15 protein-coding genes are annotated in these 17405 nt (G+C 66.9%); 2 read left to right on the forward strand and 13 right to left on the reverse strand.

The window, feature by feature from the left end; genetic code table 11:
• Window positions 1–155 precede the first annotated feature (155 nt).
• From N8888_RS15985 to N8888_RS16000, 4 genes are all read right to left on the reverse strand, one after another.
• The gene (locus tag N8888_RS15985) at window positions 156–2333 is read right to left on the reverse strand and encodes a carboxy terminal-processing peptidase (protein ID WP_053519630.1); all 2178 of its coding nucleotides are present in this window, start codon (window positions 2331–2333) and stop codon (window positions 156–158) included.
• A 269-nt stretch (window positions 2334–2602) separates the two neighbouring features.
• The gene (lipA, locus tag N8888_RS15990; RefSeq protein WP_065175161.1) at window positions 2603–3613 is read right to left on the reverse strand and encodes a lipoyl synthase; all 1011 of its coding nucleotides are present in this window, start codon (window positions 3611–3613) and stop codon (window positions 2603–2605) included.
• 18 nt (window positions 3614–3631) lie between these two features.
• Window positions 3632–4342 carry a lipoyl(octanoyl) transferase LipB gene (gene lipB / locus N8888_RS15995; RefSeq protein ID WP_263175789.1) on the reverse strand — a complete coding sequence of 237 codons (711 nt, stop codon included), beginning with the start codon at window positions 4340–4342 and terminating at the stop codon, window positions 3632–3634.
• Window positions 4330–4608, reverse strand: coding sequence for a YbeD family protein (locus tag N8888_RS16000; protein WP_053519645.1), 279 nt, complete (start codon window positions 4606–4608; stop codon window positions 4330–4332). Before N8888_RS16000 ends, lipB begins: the two co-directional genes overlap by 13 nt.
• A gap of 274 nt (window positions 4609–4882) precedes the next feature.
• Here N8888_RS16000 and N8888_RS16005 point away from each other — a divergent pair, with 274 nt between their 5' ends.
• Window positions 4883–5941, forward strand: coding sequence for a lipid A deacylase LpxR family protein (locus tag N8888_RS16005; protein WP_263175792.1), 1059 nt, complete (start codon window positions 4883–4885; stop codon window positions 5939–5941).
• A 95-nt stretch (window positions 5942–6036) separates the two neighbouring features.
• Here the strand turns inward: N8888_RS16005 and N8888_RS16010 are convergent, their stop codons facing one another.
• From N8888_RS16010 to N8888_RS16050, 9 genes are all read right to left on the reverse strand, one after another.
• Window positions 6037–7254 carry a D-alanyl-D-alanine carboxypeptidase family protein gene (locus tag N8888_RS16010; RefSeq protein WP_053519634.1) on the reverse strand — a complete coding sequence of 406 codons (1218 nt, stop codon included), beginning with the start codon at window positions 7252–7254 and terminating at the stop codon, window positions 6037–6039.
• Window positions 7255–7352: 98 nt separating this feature from the next.
• Window positions 7353–8615 (reverse strand): septal ring lytic transglycosylase RlpA family protein, encoded by a 1263-nt coding sequence (locus N8888_RS16015; protein ID WP_197600926.1) that lies wholly within the window; start codon window positions 8613–8615, stop codon window positions 7353–7355.
• A complete protein-coding gene (mltB, locus tag N8888_RS16020) occupies window positions 8612–9757 on the reverse strand; it encodes a lytic murein transglycosylase B (RefSeq protein WP_197572549.1) in 1146 nt (381 codons plus the stop codon). Before mltB ends, N8888_RS16015 begins: the two co-directional genes overlap by 4 nt.
• A 234-nt stretch (window positions 9758–9991) precedes the next feature.
• Window positions 9992–10180, reverse strand: coding sequence for a hypothetical protein (locus N8888_RS16025; RefSeq protein ID WP_155760164.1), 189 nt, complete (start codon window positions 10178–10180; stop codon window positions 9992–9994).
• Between the two features lie 104 nt (window positions 10181–10284).
• The gene (gene rodA, locus N8888_RS16030; protein WP_111186195.1) at window positions 10285–11397 is read right to left on the reverse strand and encodes a rod shape-determining protein RodA; all 1113 of its coding nucleotides are present in this window, start codon (window positions 11395–11397) and stop codon (window positions 10285–10287) included.
• Window positions 11394–13472 (reverse strand): penicillin-binding protein 2, encoded by a 2079-nt coding sequence (gene mrdA, locus N8888_RS16035; RefSeq protein ID WP_128989985.1) that lies wholly within the window; start codon window positions 13470–13472, stop codon window positions 11394–11396. The genes rodA and mrdA overlap by 4 nt, the downstream gene beginning before the upstream one ends.
• Before the next feature lie 3 nt (window positions 13473–13475).
• Window positions 13476–13961 carry a rod shape-determining protein MreD gene (mreD, locus tag N8888_RS16040; RefSeq protein ID WP_111186196.1) on the reverse strand — a complete coding sequence of 162 codons (486 nt, stop codon included), beginning with the start codon at window positions 13959–13961 and terminating at the stop codon, window positions 13476–13478.
• The gene (gene mreC, locus N8888_RS16045) at window positions 13958–15013 is read right to left on the reverse strand and encodes a rod shape-determining protein MreC (protein ID WP_111186197.1); all 1056 of its coding nucleotides are present in this window, start codon (window positions 15011–15013) and stop codon (window positions 13958–13960) included. The genes mreD and mreC overlap by 4 nt, the downstream gene beginning before the upstream one ends.
• Window positions 15014–15134: 121 nt before the next feature.
• Window positions 15135–16181, reverse strand: a complete 1047-nt coding sequence (locus N8888_RS16050) for a rod shape-determining protein (protein ID WP_005411077.1) — start codon at window positions 16179–16181, stop codon at window positions 15135–15137.
• 283 nt (window positions 16182–16464) lie between these two features.
• Between N8888_RS16050 and N8888_RS16055 the strand changes: the two genes are divergently transcribed.
• Window positions 16465–17403, forward strand: coding sequence for a carbohydrate kinase family protein (locus N8888_RS16055; RefSeq protein ID WP_053519641.1), 939 nt, complete (start codon window positions 16465–16467; stop codon window positions 17401–17403).
• Window positions 17404–17405 lie beyond the last annotated feature (2 nt).

Below are 17405 nucleotides of genomic sequence, written 5' to 3' on the forward strand. Positions count from 1 at the left end.
AGGCTGTTGCTCCCGGTTCATGCACCGGCAGCCCCGGCCATGGCCCGACAGCGTCCGCCAACCGCTGCGCTCGCCGGGCATGGCCCGGCGCTGCCCGTCAACGCAGACGGGGCCGGCATTGCCGGCCCCGTGGGGTACTTCATGTCACGCGTGGCTCAGTCGGCCCAGCGACCGGCCCCGGTGGACTGCGGCAGCACCTGCGCCGACAGCGGGCGATCATTTGCCAGCAGATTCACCGCATCGGCCAGGATCGCAGCGGATTCACGCAGCAGCGGGTCCGGTCGCTTCTCGGCGGCCTTCTCACGGGCGGCATCCTTGACGATATCGCGCTCGTTGCCAGTCAGGCCGTCATCGCTGCTGTCATCGGCCAGCGGATCCAATGCCAGGCCCAGCTCCTTGCGCATGATCTGGCGCTCCTTGCGCTGGGTGTCCTGGCGTTCCCGCTCGGCACGACGCGTCGCCTCATTGAGCGAGACATACTTCTTCGCCGCTTCGGCACGGAACTGCTCGACATCCTCGTTCCACCACACGAATTCCTTGTCGGTGGCGATGCGTGCCTCGTGGCGGGTTTCCAGCTTCGGCAGCAGCGGCGCGAAGTTGCCGTACTGCGTATGCGGCACCGCGGCGATGCGGGTCCACGGCAGGGCGTTGTCGTAGGTGCTTTCGCCGAACTCGGTGGCATCGACGCTGGCGGGGAACGCCAGGTCCGGCACCACGCCCTTGTGCTGGGTGCTGCTGCCGCTGATGCGGAAGAACTGGGCGATGGTCAGCTTGACCTGGCCGAAGCGCTGCGTTTCGCCGCTCGGCCAGCGGTCAAGGTCGACGATGTTCTGCACGGTGCCCTTGCCGAAGGTGGTCTCGCCGATCACCAGGCCGCGGCCGTAGTCCTGGATGGCACCGGCGAAGATTTCCGACGCCGAGGCCGAACCACGGTTGACCAGCACGGCCAGCGGGCCGTCCCACGCCACGCCCTGATTGCGGTCGCTGTTGACGGTGATGCGGCCGCCCGATTCACGCACCTGCACCACGGGGCCCTGTTCGATGAACAGCCCGGTCAGTTCGATCGCCTCGTCCAGCGAGCCACCACCGTTGTTGCGCAGGTCCAGCACGACGCCGTCGAGCTTGTCGTTCTTGAAGCCCGCCAGCAGCTTGGCCACATCGCGCGTGGCCGACGCGTAATCGGCGGCATTGCGGCGACGGCCCTCGAAGTCCTGGTAGAAGGTCGGCAGCTTGATCACGCCGATCTTCCGTGCCGGCTCGCCGTTGGCGGCCGGAATGGTCATGGTTTCACCCTTGGCGGCCTGCTCGGCCAGGCGCACCTTCTGCCGGGTCAGGACCAGGGTGTGATGCTTGCCATCGGCGCCCTCCTCGGCCGGGATGAACTCCAGCTTGACCTGGGTATCCTTGGCACCGCGGATCTTGGCCACGACGTCGTCGATGCGCCAGCCGATCACATCCTCGACCACGCCCGACTTGCCCTGGCCGACACCGACGATGCGGTCACCCGGCTTCAGGGTGCCATCCACGGAGGCCGGTCCGCCGGCGATGATCTCGCGGATCACCACCATGTCGTCCTGGCGCTGCAGCTGCGCACCGATGCCTTCCAGTGACAGCGACATCGCCTGGTTGAAGTTCTCGGCGGTACGCGGAGTGAAGTAGTCGGTGTGCGGATCGACCGCACTGGTGTAGGCGTTGAGGAAGAACTGGAAGACATCCTCGCCCTTCAGCTCGTTGACCGACTTCTCCAGCGTCGCGTAACGCTTGTCCAGCGTCTTGCGGATGTCGTCCGGCTTCTTGCCGGCCAGCTTCAGGCGCAGCCAGTCGTTCTTGACCGACTTGCGCCACAGCTCATCCAGCTCGGCATTGCTGGCTGCCCACGGCACCTTCTTGCGGTCGTACTCAAAGCGCTCGTCGGTGGTGAAGTCCGGCTCCTGCCTGAGCAGCTTGCGTGCGTAGGCCACGCGCTCGCCTACGCGCTGCTTGTACACCGCGAAGACCTGGAAGGCCGGCTCAAGTTCACCGCCACGGATGGCATTGGCGATGTTCGCCTCGAAGGGTGCGAAGCGCGCCACATCGGCCTGGGTGAAGTACTGCTTGCCGCCGTCCAGGGTCTCCAGGTAACGCTTGAACACATCCTTGGAGGTGGCTTCATCGAGCGCACGCGGACGGTAGGCGTACCGGCTGTCGGACAACAGGCCGTACACCAGCTTGGAGGTGGTCACCTGATCGGCGGTCGCCGCAGCCGGCAGCGCCGGCGAATCGGCCTTGGCCGACAGCGCCAGCGGCGCTACCAGCGCCAGGGCCATCAGGAATGCGGGGGCTTTGAATTTCATGAACGTGCTCGAAGGCGCCTTGCCAAGGGGGAGACTGCGTGGTGTTCAGACATCACGACAGTGCCGAAAGTTGCCGGGTTTGTCACCCGTCCGCATCCGGTGGAAAACCAGCCTAGCGGGGCCGGTGTAGCAAATTGTGAATGCAGGCGAAGGCGTGCGGACCAACGGTCCGCGCCCACCACGGTGGTAGGCACGCCCATCGGTAGCGCCGGGCCATGCCCGGCGAGCGCAGCGGGAAAGAACCGCCGGGCATGGCCCGGCGCTACCGGTCAGGAAACGCCGGCGCCCTTGGCCTGCACGTCGGCGTGGTACGAAGAGCGCACCATGGGGCCGGAGGCGACGTGGCTGAAGCCCAGCTCATACCCGTAGTCTTCCAGCGCCTTGTAATCCTCGGGCGTCCAGTACTTCAGCACCGGGTGGTGGTGCGCGGTCGGCTGCAGGTACTGGCCGATGGTGATCATGTCCACGTCGTGGGCACGCAGGTCACGCATCGTCGCCTTGATCTGCTCGAAGTCCTCGCCCAGACCCAGCATGATGCCGCTCTTGGTCGGCACCTGCGGGTGCTGGGCCTTGAAGTTCTTCAGCAGCGTCAGCGACCACTGGTAGTCCGCGCCCGGGCGCACGTTGCGGTACAGGTCCGGCACGGTCTCGATGTTGTGGTTGAACACGTCCGGCGGGTTCTGCGCGAGGATGTCCAGCGCGCGCTCCATGCGGCCCTTGCCGCGGAAGTCCGGGGTCAGCACTTCGATGCGGGTACCCGGCGACTTCTCACGGATGGCGGTGATGCAGTCGACGAAGTGCTGGGCACCGCCGTCGCGCAGGTCATCGCGGTCGACACTGGTCACCACCACATACTTCAGGCCCATGTCGGCCACCGTCTGGCCGAGGCTGGCCGGCTCGTTGGCATCCGGCGGCTTGGGCCGGCCGTGGGCGACGTCGCAGAACGAGCAGCGGCGGGTACAGACCTCGCCCAGGATCATGAAGGTCGCCGTACCGTGGCCGAAGCACTCATGGATGTTCGGGCAGCTGGCTTCCTCGCAGACCGTCACCAGGCGGTTCTCGCGCAGCTTGGCCTTCAGGTTCTGGACCGCATTGCCCGAGGGAATGCGCACGCGGATCCAGGAGGGCTTGCGCAGCACCGGTGCATCGGCGAACTGAACCGGCGAACGGTTGATCTTGTCCCCGCCCAGCTGCTTGACGCCGGCCTGCAACGGTGCGGCGGTCGGAATGTCGCCCTGCACGATCTGCAGGGGAATGGTGCGGGCAGTGGTTTCAGTCATGGCAGTTCCGGGGAGCGGTCACGCGGCCGCAGAGAGATCAGGCAGTTCGGGCACCTGCTGCAGCCGCAGGCCGAACTGGCGGGCCAGCTGTTCCAGCAGCACCGTCTTGACGGCATCCATCCCGGACGGCCCGCCCAAGTCTACCACCGAGGTCACCTGCAGCCCCTGGTAACCACAGGGGTTGATGCGGTGGAAGGGTTCCAGGTCCATGGCCACGTTGAAGGCCAGGCCATGGAAGGTGCAGCCACGGCGCACGCGGATGCCCAGCGCGGCAATCTTGGCATTGCCAACGTAGACGCCCGGGGCACCTTCGCGGCGTTCGGCACCGATGTTCCATTCGGCCAACGTATCGATGATGGCCTGCTCGATGCGGCACACGTAGTCGCGCACGCCGATGCCCAGGCGCGGCAGGCGCAGCAGCGGGTAGATTACGATCTGCCCCGGCCCGTGGTAGGTGACCTGGCCGCCGCGGTCCACGTGCAGCACCGGGATCGCCCCCGGCGCCAGCACATGCTCGTCCTTGCCGGCCTGGCCGAGGGTGAACACCGGATCGTGTTCGACCACCCACAGCTCGTCGGTCGTCTCGTCAGCGCGCTGATCGGTGAAGCGCTGCATCGCCCGCCAGACCGGCTCATAGGCCTGGCGGCCAAGGTCGCGCACCAGCGCCGGACGCGGCGGGCGGTTTTCCGGAGCGGCGTCGGCCGGGCAGCTGTCGGCTACAGCGTCCACTTCACTTCCGGGTGATCGCGCAGCGCCCGATGGGCGGCGTCGTACTGTTCGCGGGTCTCGGCCTTGAACACCAGCCGGACCGACACGTACTTGCCATTGGACGAATGCTTCCAGCTGATGCGCTCGTTCACGACGTCGAGGCCTTCGGCCTGCAGCAGTCGGGGAAGCTCATGCTCCAGGCCGCGGTTGGCCGGGCCCATGGCGCTGAGCTCGAACTGGCCGGGGAACTGGAAGCCGTGGTCGGGGTTGTCGGACTTGATTTCCATGGACCCATTATCGGGCCGCAGGGCAACAAACCCAAGAGTATTCATCCAGGTCAACACGGACACCGGCAGGCCGCTGCGTTGCACCTGAATTCCCATTCAGCTTCCTGCTGCGCCGGGGCGCGGCACGCCCCGGCGCCGGTTGTCGTCACGAGACAATGTCGTTTTCGGAACAGACAAGTGACCGGGACGCGCTCGTACCGTCACGCGGGCCGGGGTACCGTGTCGTTGCATATAACGACAGACGACCACCCCTTTCCCCATGAGCATTCCATCCATGCGTAGCGTCGCAGCCCTCGGGCTGTCCGGCCTCCTGGCCGCCGCCCTCCCCCTTGCCGCGCAGGCCGCCGAACAATGCGGCCCCGATGCCATGCGTGAGCACCCGCCGCAGATCAATTTCCGCGTTGACAACGACCTGTTCGGCGGCCGCCACCAGGACCAGGGGTATACCAACGGTGCCGAACTGACCTTCGTATCACCGAACCTCGTCGATTACACCGACGATCCCTGCCTGCCGCGCCTGGCGCGCTGGGTCAACGGCTATCTGGAGCGCCTGCACCCGGGCCGGTTCGAACAGCAGAACATGATCTTCAGCATCGCCCAGGGCATCTTCACCCCGACCGACTTCACCCGGAAGGATCTGATCAAGGATGACCGCCCCTACGCGGGCGTGCTGATCGCCAGCTTCGGCTACAACGCGCGCAGTGGTGATCGGCTGCAGACCACCCAGCTGACGCTGGGCGTTGTCGGTCCGTGGGCCCAGGGCAAGCAGGTGCAGAACGCTGTGCATGAGGTGCTGGGCGACGAGAAGTTCCAGGGCTGGGACAACCAGCTGCACAACGAGCCGCTGGTGATGCTGACCCATGAGCGGATGCGTCGTTGGCCGGGCGACGCCAGCATCAACGCGGGCGGCTGGGGCTGGGACGCGATCAGCCACTACGGCGGCTCGGTCGGCAACCTGGCGACCAAGGCCAACATCGGTGGCGAGGTGCGCTTCGGCTGGAAACTGCCGGATGACTTCGGCAGCACGCCGCTGCGTCCTGCCGGCGAGAACACCGCGCCGACCCGCGGTGGCAGGCCGAGCGGCTGGTCATGGCACCTGTTCGCCACCAGCGATGCCGCCTGGGTGATCCGCAACATCACCCTGGACGGCAACACCTTCCGCAACAGCCACAGCGTCGACAAGCGCCACATCGTGGCCTACGGCGGCTACGGAATCGCGGTGATGCGCGGTCGCTGGAAGTTCGCGGCGGCGCGCTACCACAGCACCCGCGAGTTCAACGGCCAGCGCGAGGCACCGGTATTCGGCAGCTTCACCATCAGCCGTTCGCTCTAGAACAGTGCGGACATCTGGTCCGCACATTGGCTGCAACGGAAAAGGCCGGCATGCGCCGGCCTTTTCCTTTTCATGTCAGCGCACGTCGCTGCGCATCATTCCGATTCCCACCACATCCAGAAGCTGTCCCACAGGCGCTTGAAGAAACCGGCCTGCTCGACGGCAGCCACCGCCACCAGCGGCGCTTCGGCCACCACCTTGCCATCCAGGCTCACCTTCACCGTGCCGATCTGCTGGCCGGCCGTGAACGGCGCTTCCAGGGTCTTGGGCACATCGATGCTCGGCTTCAGATCGTTGTAGCGGCCACGCGGCACGCTGACCAGCATCGGCTGCGCCACGCCCAGCTGCACCTTGTCACTGGTGCCCTTCCACACCTTGTGCTCGGCGACGGCCTTGCCCGGCTCATACAGGCGGTGCGTTTCGAAGAACCGGAAGCCCCAGTTCAACAGCGCCAGGCTGTCATCGGCGCGCTGCTTCTCGGAGGCGCCGCCCAGCACCACCGCGATCAGGCGCTGGTCGCCGCGCTGCGCCGAACTCATCAGGCAGTAGCCCGCCTCGGAGGTGTGCCCGGTCTTGATGCCATCGACACTGCCGTCGCGCCACAACAGCAGGTTGCGGTTGGGCTGCTTGATGTTGCCGACCTGGAATTCCTTGATCTTGTTGTACGCGTAGGTTTCCGGGTAATCACGCACCATCGCCCGGCCCAGCAGCGCCAGGTCATAGGCGGTGCTGTGGTGGCCCGCGGCGGTCAGGCCGTGGGCGTTGACGAAGTGCGAGTTCTTCATGCCGATCTTGGCGGCGTAGCTGTTCATCAGCGAGGCGAAGGCTTCCTCGCTGCCCGCCACGTGCTCGGCCAGGGCGATCGCGGCATCGTTGCCGGACTGGATGGCCATGCCCTTTTCCATGTCTTCCAGGCGCGCGGTCTGGTTCACCGGGAAGCCGCTGTAGCTGCCGTCGGTACCCGCACCGCCTTCGCGCCAGGCGCGCTCGCTCATCATCACCTGGTCATCCGCACGGACCTTGCCGTTCTTGACCTCAGCGGCGATCACGTAGGAGGTCATCACCTTGGTGATGCTGGCCGGCGCCAGCTGCTCGTGGATGTTCTCGCCCGCCAGCACCTGGCCGGTGGCGTAGTCCATCAGGATCCAGGCCTTGGACACACTCGGCACCGGGGCCGGTGGCGTGGCCACGGTGGCCGGAGCCGCAGCGGCGGCAGGTGCAGGTGCGGCCGGGGTCGGCAGCGGCGTCTGGGCAGAAGCCAGGCCCACCACCAGGGTGGCGGCCAGGGCGGTGGCGGCGGAACGGAAATTCATTGGACAGCGGGCTCCAGGGACGGCCGGGAATGGAGGGGGAACAGAATGGCCATTGTAGGCCGGGGGGGCCCGGGCCGGCAGCACCGACCCGGGCGGGATCAATCCTTGACGATCTGCGGCGATCCAAGGCCCAGACCGGCGATGCGGCCGACAAGTTCCGCGGCACTGGCATGGTCGCTGGCGGGTACGCGCAGACGGAAGAGCGTGCGGCCACCGGCGGCGATGTCGCTGATGGTCGCGCCGACGATGCCGGCCGCATTGAGCTGGCCCATCGCACGATTGGCATTGTCACGGTTGGAGAAGCTGGCCACCTGCACCATCACCGCACCCACCACCTGCTGCGACAGCGTGGGGCTGCTGGCCGGTGCCGCGGAAGCGCGCGGCGCCGTGGCGGCGACCCTCGCCGGCGCAGCGGCAGGTGCCGCAGTGCGGACGCCCACTGCACTCGGCGGCAGGCTGCTGACCGCCACGTCCGGCAACGTGCTGACCACCGCCTGCGTGGTGGCCGGCTGGCCCCGGGTCGGCGCCGCATCGGCAGGCAGGCGTTTGACCAGGCGGTCGATGTCGCTGTCGGCCGCCGGGCGCGTGGCGACAGTGCTCGCCATCGTCGTCGCCGCACCGGCAGCGGCGGCGGCTTCGGCCGCCCGGCGCTCGCGGCGCGACGGCTTCTGCGCCAGCAGATTGCCCTCACCCGGCTGCAGCGCGCGCACCTCCACATTGCCGGTTCCGCGCTGGGTGATGCCCAGGCGTACCGCAGCGGCATAGCTCAGATCGACCACGCGGCCATCGTGGAACGGGCCCCGGTCATTGACCCGCACGATCACCGACTCGCCGTTGTCCAGATTGGTCACGCGGGCGAAGCTGGGCAGCGGCAGCGTCTTGTGCGCAGCGGTGAACTGGTACATGTCGTAGACCTCCCGGTTCGAGGTCAGGCGGCCATGGAACTTGGCGCCGTAGTACGACGCCGTACCGCGCTCGACATAATCGCGGGTATCGTCGAGCACCTTGTACGACTTGCCCAGCACCACGTACGGCGATTTGTTGCCGATGGCCGAGCGTGTTTCAGCCGTCACTTCCGGCTCGGGAATGCAGGCCACGTTCGGAATGTAGGTCGGCGTGCTGTCTTTCACGCCCGGCCGGTACAGGCCGCCGGCGGTGTAGTTGCCCCGCGTGTTCGGGTCTTCCTTGGCCGCCGCATAGGGCGATCCCTCCGGACAATGCGCCGGGCGCGTGCCCCTGCCCTGCACCACCGTACCGGAAGGCGTTCCACCGTGGCCGGCGGTGGCCGGCTTCTTCGGCGCGCTGCTGCAGGCGGCCAGCGCGAGGACGATCAATCCAGGGACCAGCCATCTGATGTTCATGCCGGGGGCAGCTCCTGTCCGGCAATGGCCTGCGACAACTGGAACACGGCCATCGCATACATCTTCGAGAGGTTGTAGCGGGTGATCGCGTAGTAGTTCTGGAAGCCCAGCCAGTACTGCTTGCCGGCGCTGCCCTCGAGCGTAACCGGAGTGGCCGTCGCACCCGGCTGTACCGGTGCGGCAGGCTGATAGCCACGCTGGGCCAGATCGGCCAGCGACCAGGTCGGTGCCCACTCGGTCGGATTGAATTCCTCGCGCCCCGGAGCGAGTGTCGCCGGCACGGCCACCTGCCCGCCCCGGACCCAGCCTCCCTTCTTCACGAAGTAGTTGGCAATGGAGGAAAACACGTCGTCGTAGCTGTTGAACAGGTCACGGCGACCGTCGCCGTTGCCATCCACGGCATAGTCCAGGTAGCTGGACGGCATGAACTGGCCCATGCCCATCGCACCGGCATAGCTGCCCTTGAGCGTGGTGATGTCGAGTTTCTCCTCGCGGCCCAGTTCAAACAGCTTGGCCAGTTCATCACGGAAGAACAGCTCGCGGCGCACCTCGCGTTCCAGCTTCTCCGGATCGCCGCTGCGCGGGTAGTAGAAGGCCAGCGTGTACAGCGCATCGAGCACGCGGTGGTTGCCGGCATTCCTGCCATAGCTTGTCTCCACGCCGATGATCGCCACGATCACCTCGGCCGGAACACCGGTGCGCTGCTGCACGCGATCCAGCTCGGCGCGGTGTTCGGCGAGGAAGGCACGGCCCCCCTCGATGCGCGCCTTGCTGATGAACATCGGCCGGTATTCGTTCCAGGGTTTGACCCGTTCGGCAGGGCGCGACATCGCGGCGATGATCGGCTGGCGCACCTGCGCCTGGTCGAGCACGCGACGGATCTCGTCGGGCTGGAGTCCGTAACGCTTGGCGGTATCGGCGATGAAGGTGGCGCGCGCAGTCTCGAACGGAACCGGCGTGAGATCGACCGGCGGCGCGGTGGCGGCGGTGGCTTCCGGCGCGGCCTCGGCCGGTCCCTTGGGCTTGGTGGCCGGATGGCGCGGCGTACTGCTGGCCTGCGGTGAAGACGGTGGAGATGTCGGCTGGGTCGCGCAGGCGACCAGGCCGAGGGTAAGCATGCAGGCCAGAGTGCGTCGAATCATCGTCGCAGGTTAGCAGGTCATGGATGAATTAAAACCCCTAACACCATGAATCACAACGATTTGCTTGCAAGCAGTCGAAATTGTGAAAACGATGTGAGCGATCCATCGTATTCAGTTGAGAGGTTGCCGGTTGCGTCCCCATCCCCGCAGACGCAACCGGCGACCGGATCCGGTCGATACGCGCGCGGCTGCCGCTCCCCAGTGGCAGTGCCCCGCGCGCCTGTATCCGTTGGATCAGTACTGCTTCCCGCCCGACGCCCCCTCGCGCTGCAACGATAGACGGCGCGCCGTGCCGAACGGGCCGCCATTGTGCAGGCCGTTTACGACAAGTCCATTGATCAAAATCAACGCAGTGTAAAAGTGTGAACCAGATAACGTTTTTTTAGGGCTTTGGTCGGCAGACCTGCTGTCGCGCGTCTTCATGGGAACGCTTCCATGAAGGGCCTTGCGCAAGCGTTGGAGGGCCCCGCCTTGCGCGAAACCGCAGACGTGCCGCAACCCGCACCGGCCGCGCGCTCCCGGAGGTACTAGCCGTAGCCGCCGTGCACGGGATTGTGGCTGCGCACCGCCATCACCAGCCCGAAGCCGGCCAGCAGCGAGACGGCCGACGTACCGCCATAGCTGATCAACGGCATCGGCACGCCCACCACCGGCAACAGACCCGAGATCATTCCGCCATTGACCAGCACGTAGACGAAGAACGCCAGGCCGGTGGCACCGGCCAGCAGCCGCGAATAGGAGTCGCGCGACTGGCTGGCAATCCACAGGCAGCGCCCGATCACCACCAGGTACAGCGCCAGCACGACGGCCACGCCGATCCAGCCGAATTCCTCGCTCAACACCGAGAACGCAAAGTCGGTGGTCTGCTCGGGAATGAAGTTCAGGTGCGACTGCGAGCCTTCGCCCCAGCCCTTGCCGTCGAACCCGCCGGAACCGATCGCGATCTTCGACTGGATGATGTTCCAGCCCGCGCCCAGTGCATCCATTTCCGGGTCGAGGAACATCATGATGCGGTCCTTCTGGTAGGGCCGCAGCAGCCAGAACCAGGCCACCGGCGCAACCGCGGCCACGCCGCCCACGCCCAGCCCCACCCACCACCATGGCAACCCGGCCAGCAGCAGCACGAACACGCCGCTGGCGGCGATCAGCACGCCCGTGCCGAAGTCCGGCTGCAGCATCACCAGACCGGTCGGCACGCCGATGATGACCAGCGACACCAGCACCGTATTGATGCGTGGCGGCAAGGGCACCCGGTGCAGGTACCAGGCCACCATCATCGGCAGGCTGACCTTCAGCAGTTCAGCCGGCTGCAGGTAGAAGAACTTCAGGTCCAGCCACTGCCGGCCGTATTTGCCGGTACCGAGCACGAACACCGCCAGCAACGGGATCATCGAGATCGCGTAGATCATCGGCGTCGCCGAACGGATGCGCAGGATCGGTACCCGCGAGATGGCCCACAGCGCGGCCATGCCCACGGCGAATCGGGCGCCCTGCGCCATCACCAGGCTGTCGCCGCCTGCACTCTTCAGCGTGGCCAGGCCGATCATCATCAACGCGCCCAGGGCAAGGCACAGCACCCAGTCCAGCGTGCTGAAGAAGCGCCGCAGCATGTCCCCGGCCCATCGCAGGAAGGCCTTCATCGCGTCGCCTCCGCAGCTGCCGGTGGACGCGGCGCGGCAGGCAGTGCCGGTGCCGGCGCAGCGGGTGTTCCCGGCTGCGGCTGGGGCTGCGGGGCCGCAGCGCCGATCAGCACCGGATGCTCACCGACCTGCGCGGCGGCAGCATCCCCCGCCTGGCGGGCGCCCACGTCCTCGTTGTCGAAAGCGGTCGCACCGATGGCGGTGGTGCCGCGTTCGCTGTCCAGCGGCTGGATGCCATCGGGCATCTTGCCCAACAGCCAGGCATCGAACACCTTGCGTGCGATCGGCGCAGCTGCCGAGCCGCCGTAACCGCCGCCTTCCACCGCGATCGCCAATGCGATCACCGGCTGATCAGCCGGCGCGAAGCCAACGAACAGCGCACGGTGGCGCAGGTGCATCGGCAGGCTCTTGGGATTCACCGCTGCCGTGCCACGGCGGCTGACCACCTGCGCGGTGCCGGTCTTGCCGGCCATCACGTACGGCGCCCCGACCGCCACCCGCCAGCCGCTGCCGCCGGGCTGCATGGTCGCCATCATGCCTTCGCGCACGGCCTGCACGTTGTTCGGATTGGGGCTGACCGGCTTGCTGTCGCGTGCCGGCACCCCGGTCCACTCGCTGTCGAACCCTTCGCGCTGCTGGATGACCAGGTGCGGCGTGCGCAGCTGCCCGCTGGCCAGACCGCTGACGCCCCGCGCCAGCTGCAGCGGGGTGACCTTCCAGTCGCCCTGGCCGATGCTGATGTTGACCGTATCGCCGGGGTACCACGCTTCCTTGCGGGTCTTCCGCTTGTACGCCGGTGACGGCAGGATGCCGCCGATCTCGCCGGTCAGGTCGATGCCGGTCGGCTGGCCGAAACCGTAATAGTCCATGTAATGGTCGAAACGCTCGATGCCCAGGTCCAATGCCAGCCGGTAGTAATAGGTATTGACCGAATTTGAGATCGACTTGCGCAGGTCGGTCCAGCCATGGCCGCCACGGTTGGCATCGCCCCAGCCGCGGCTGGTGCCGGGCAGGTAGAACATGCCGGTGGACAGGATCTTGTCTTCCGGGCGGCGCACACCGGCGTCCAGACCGGCCAATGCGATCAGCGGCTTGAGCGTCGAGCCGGGGGCCACGCCGCCCAGTACAAGGCGGTTGAACTGCGGGCGCGATGGATTGTCGTTCAACGCTTTGAAATCGGCGTGGGAGATGCCGTTGACGAACAGGTTCGGGTCGTACGACGGCAGGCTGACCATCGCCAGGACCTCGCCCGTGCGCGGGTCCATCGCGACCGCCGAGCCTTCCTGGTCGCCGAAGGCGGCAACCATCGCCCGCTGCAGGTCGGCGTCGATCGACAGGCGCAGGTCGACACCGGACTGCGCGGCAACGCGGCCGATGGTGCGGATCGCACGGCCCTGCACGTTGGTCTCCACCTGCTCGTAACCGACCTTGCCGCGCAGCTGCTGCTCGTAATAACGCTCCAGGCCCGACTTGCCGATGTGGGTCAACGCGGCATTGCCCTCGCCAAGGATCTCCAGATCCTTGTCATCGACACGACCGACGTAGCCGATGATATGCGCGAACAGATCGCCGTACGGATAACGACGGGTCAGGTAGGGCTCCAGCTCGACACCCGGGAAGCGCCAGCGATCGACGGCGAAGCGTGCCATCTCATCGTCGGTCATGCGCAGCTTGAGCGTGACCGGCAGGAACTTCCGGCGCGCCTTGCGCGACTTGTTGAACGCCTCCAGCTCTTCCGGACTGATCTCGATGATCTTTGCCAGTCCTTCCAGCGTGGCATCCATGTCCTTGACCTTGTCCGGGGTCACGTCCAGGCGGAAAGCCGGCACGTTCTCGGCCAGCAGGCGGCCGTTGCGGTCGTAGATCATGCCGCGCCCCGGCACCACCGGCCGCGGCTTGATGCGGTTGGCTTCCGAACGGGTGGCGTAGATGTCGTGGTCCAGCACCTGCAGCTTGAAGTACCAGCCGCCCAGCCCGAGCAGGCAGACCAGCACCCCCAGGAAACCCAGCGCCGCACGACGGCGGAACTGCTCGGCTTCGGCGTGCGGGTTCTTGACCTGGCGGCGCGGAATCATGGCTCAACGCCCGCGTTTGCCGAAACGCACCGCGTCCAGCAGCACGAATACCAGCGGCCACAGGCCCATGCCCAGCAGCGGCGCCCACCAGTACGACCACGGCAGCGTCGGCTCATCCACCACGATGTGCACCAGCGCGCTGACGATGCGGTCGTTGAACAGCAGGCCACCAATGGCGAGCATCTGCTGGGATATCGGGAAGAAGCGGATGCGGGCTCGGAAGCGCTGCAGGATGAAGGCCAGCATCACCAGGCGCAGCGCTTGTTCACCCAGCACCCCGCCATACAGCAGGTCGGCGACAACGCCACTGGCGAATGCGATGCCGAGACCAACGCGCTCGGGCGTTTCGATCACCCAGTACGCCAGCACCAGCGCCAGCCAGTACGGGCGCAGCGGCTGCAGCAGGGCCGGCAACGGCAGCAGGCCCAGCAGCAGGGCCACCACCAGACTGGCCGGCAGCACCCAGGGATTGTCGCGCAGGCGGCTCATCGCTGGACCTCTGCGGCGGCGGCCGGTCCGGTTGCCGGCTGCGGATCCGGGGCGGTCGAAGACGCCGGAGTGACGGCCGGCGCCGACGGCTGCCCTGCGCGGGTGTCTGCCGGTGCTGCTGCCGGAATTGCCGGGACCGGCACGGTAGCCGCATTGGCTGGCCCGCCCGGCGCGGTGTCCTCCAGCTGCAGGCGTACTTCCGGCGGGATGCGGATCGCTGCGCCCGGGCGCAGCAGCAGCACATCGCGGCCGCGGTCGAGCTGTGCGGCCGGCTTCAGCTCACCGACCAGGAAGGCATGGGTGTCATCCGGGCGCAGCGCGGTGATGGTGCCGACCGGGAAACCGGCCGGGAAACGGCCACCGAGACCAGAGGTGACGATCTCATCGCCCACTTCCACCCCGGCACTGAGCGGGATGTCGCGCAGTTCCAGCGTATCGCCGCGACCGTAGACGATCAGGCGGACACCGTTGCGGGCCACGGTCACCGGCACGGCATGGTCGGGGTCGGTCAGCAGCAGCACGGTAGAGGTGCCGCCGGTAACGCTGATCACCTGGCCCATCAGCCCACCGGCGTCGATCACCGCCTGGCCGACATGCACTCCCTCGCGGCTGCCTGCGTCGAGCACCAGACGCTGTTTCACTGGGTCCAGGTCGATATCGAGGATCGGCGCCAACTGCACGTCCAGGCCGCTGCGCTCGGCCACGTTCAACAGTTCGCGCAGCTGGGCATTGTCCAGCGCAGCGGTCTGCAGACGGGTCAGGCGGGCGTTGGCCAGCAGCAGCTGGTTGCGCAGCTCGCGGTTCTCGCTGACCAGCTGGCTGTGGCTGGCCGCGTTGTCCTTGACCTGGCTGCCCAGCTTGCCCGGCAGGCCTGCCAGGGCCCAGACCGGCTGCACCAGGGTGTTGGCCTGTTCGCGCAGGCGCGCCAGCCAGCCGGCCTGGTCGTCGAGGACGATCAGGGTGATGGCCAGCGCGAGATAGGCCAGCAGCCGCAGCGGGCTGGCGGCATCACCGGATCGGGAAGCAACGGGAGGACCGGCGTAGGGCGGCACGGCAACGATTCAACTGGCAGAAGGCGGAGGGGAAACACGCGGACGCCCCGCCGGTGCCGGCCCGCCAACGCGACGGGCCGCACCCCGGAGGGGCGCTGCGGGCAGGAACGGCCGGGACGGCTTATTCCGGCGCAAAGAACTCGTTGCCGTGCATGTCGACCAGCTCCAGCGCACGACCACCGCCGCGGGCCACGCAGGTCAGCGGATCGTCGGCCACCTGCACGTGCAGGCCGGTCTCCTCGGAGATCAGGCGATCCAGGTCGCGCAGCAGGGCGCCACCACCGGTCAGCACGATGCCGCGCTCGGCGACGTCGGCGCACAGTTCCGGCGGCGTCTGCTCCAGGGCCAGCTTGACCGCGCTGACGATGCCCGACAGGGGTTCGTGCAGGGCTTCGAGCACTTCGTTGGAGCTGATCTTGATCATCTTCGGCACGCCCTCGGCGAGGTTGCGGCCGGAAATCTCCAGCTCCTGCACCTCTGCCTGCGGGTAGGCACAGCCCAGCTCCACCTTGATGCGCTCGGCCGTGGCTTCACCGATCAGCATGCCGTGGTTGCGGCGCACGTAGTTGGTGATCGACTCGTCGAAGCGGTCGCCACCGATTCGGACGGAGGCCGAATAGACGATGCCGTTGAGGGAGATGACCGCCACTTCGGTGGTGCCACCGCCGATATCGATGACCATCGAGCCACGGGCTTCGGTGACCGGCATGCCGGCGCCGATCGCAGCGGCCATCGGCTCTTCGATCAGGTACACGTCGCGGGCACCGGCTTCCTCGGCCGATTCCTTGATCGCACGACGCTCGACCTGGGTCGAGCCGGCCGGCACACAGACCAGCACGCGCGGACTCGGGCGCAGCACGCGGGACTTGTGCACCTTCTTGATGAAGTGCTTGAGCATCGCCTCGGTATAGGTGAAGTCGGCGATGACGCCATCCTTCATCGGGCGGATGGTGGTGATGTGGCCCGGGGTACGGCCCAGCATCTGCTTGGCCTCGGCACCGACGGCTGCCACCGAGCGGGTGCCACCGATGGCACGGTCCTGGCGCACGGCCACGACCGACGGCTCGTTCAGCACGATCCCCTGCCCGCGCACGTAGATGAGGGTGTTGGCCGTGCCCAGGTCGATGGACAGGTCATTGGAGAACATGCCACGGAGTTTCTTGAACATCTGAGGAAGGAGTCCTGAGGGGTGTCGTGCCCGCCGCGGGATGGCGAAAAAATGGGCAGAAATCGAGGCCGACAAGCCTAGCAACCCGCCTGCCGCCGAGCAAGGAAAAATCCAGCTGAACCCGCGTCTTCACAGGCTTTGGGCCTGATCCGGCATCACCCGCTTCTGGCCCTGAGCGGCACCAGCGGGTAACCTTTGCGCCGTCGGGCGCCCAAGGGCGCCGTTTGCTTGCCCGTCGAAGCGGGCAGGCCCACCCCAAAATTCACCGCATAGGCTTACATCGATGTCCGCTCTGATCTGTGGTTCTCTTGCCTTCGACACCATCATGGTGTTTCCGGACCAGTTCAAGAATCACATCCTGCCGGACAAGGTGCACATCCTGAACGTGTCGTTCCTGGTCCCGCGGATGCGCCGCGAGTTCGGCGGCTGCGCCGGCAACATCGCCTACAACCTGCATCTGCTGGGCGGCCACCCGATCCCGATGGGCACGGTCGGCTCGGACTTCGGCCCGTACCGCGAGTACTTCGATGGCCTGGGCATCGACCTGTCGCGCGTGCGCGTGATCGATGAGCTGTTCACCCCGCAGGCCTTCATCACCACCGACCACGACAACAACCAGATCACCGCCTTCCACCCGGGCGCGATGATGCGCTCCTACGAGAACCACGTGCGTGGCGTGCCGGGCGTGACCCTGGGCCTGGTCGGCCCGGACGGCCGCGAAGGCATGATCCAGAACGCGCTGGAGTTCCACGAGGACGGCATCCCGTTCATCTTCGACCCGGGCCAGGCCATGCCGCTGTTCAACGGACCGGAGCTGCGCCAGTTCATCGAGCAGGCCGACTACGTGGTGGTCAACGACTACGAGTCGAACCTGCTGCAGGAACGCACCGGCTGGGACGAGAAGGAAATCGTCAGCCGCGTGCAGGCCTACATCACCACCCGCGGCCCGAAGGGCGCGGTCATCCACACGCCGGACAAGAGCTACGACATCCCGCCGGCGCACGAGCGCCGTGTGGTCGATCCGACCGGCTGCGGCGATGCCTTCCGCGCCGGCCTGATCTACGGCATCCAGAAAGGCTACGACTGGCTGACCATCGGCCGCATGGGCAACCTGATGGGCGCACTGAAGGTCGAGCACCCGGGCACCCAGAACCAGCGCTTCACCTTCGATGAGTTCAACGAGCAGTTCAAGCAGCAGTTCGGTTACGCGCTGGGCGCGTAAAC

Origin of the sequence: Stenotrophomonas maltophilia, from assembly GCF_025642255.1 — a bacterium.
GTDB lineage: Bacteria > Pseudomonadota > Gammaproteobacteria > Xanthomonadales > Xanthomonadaceae > Stenotrophomonas > Stenotrophomonas maltophilia_P.

Bases quoted from the DNA above. Each gene is read 5' to 3' on its own strand.
- N8888_RS15985 (WP_053519630.1), bottom strand. From the start codon at position 2,333: ATGAAATTCAAAGCCCCCGCATTCCTGATGGCCCTGGCGCTGGTAGCG.
- lipA (WP_065175161.1), bottom strand. From the start codon at position 3,613: ATGACTGAAACCACTGCCCGCACCATTCCCCTGCAGATCGTGCAGGGC.
- N8888_RS16000 (WP_053519645.1), bottom strand. From the start codon at position 4,608: ATGGAAATCAAGTCCGACAACCCCGACCACGGCTTCCAGTTCCCCGGC.
- N8888_RS16005 (WP_263175792.1), top strand. From the start codon at position 4,883: ATGCGTAGCGTCGCAGCCCTCGGGCTGTCCGGCCTCCTGGCCGCCGCC.
- N8888_RS16010 (WP_053519634.1), bottom strand. From the start codon at position 7,254: ATGAATTTCCGTTCCGCCGCCACCGCCCTGGCCGCCACCCTGGTGGTG.
- N8888_RS16015 (WP_197600926.1), bottom strand. From the start codon at position 8,615: ATGAACATCAGATGGCTGGTCCCTGGATTGATCGTCCTCGCGCTGGCC.
- mltB (WP_197572549.1), bottom strand. From the start codon at position 9,757: ATGATTCGACGCACTCTGGCCTGCATGCTTACCCTCGGCCTGGTCGCC.
- N8888_RS16025 (WP_155760164.1), bottom strand. From the start codon at position 10,180: ATGAAGACGCGCGACAGCAGGTCTGCCGACCAAAGCCCTAAAAAAACG.
- rodA (WP_111186195.1), bottom strand. From the start codon at position 11,397: ATGAAGGCCTTCCTGCGATGGGCCGGGGACATGCTGCGGCGCTTCTTC.
- mrdA (WP_128989985.1), bottom strand. From the start codon at position 13,472: ATGATTCCGCGCCGCCAGGTCAAGAACCCGCACGCCGAAGCCGAGCAG.
- mreD (WP_111186196.1), bottom strand. From the start codon at position 13,961: ATGAGCCGCCTGCGCGACAATCCCTGGGTGCTGCCGGCCAGTCTGGTG.
- N8888_RS16050 (WP_005411077.1), bottom strand. From the start codon at position 16,181: ATGTTCAAGAAACTCCGTGGCATGTTCTCCAATGACCTGTCCATCGAC.
- N8888_RS16055 (WP_053519641.1), top strand. From the start codon at position 16,465: ATGTCCGCTCTGATCTGTGGTTCTCTTGCCTTCGACACCATCATGGTG.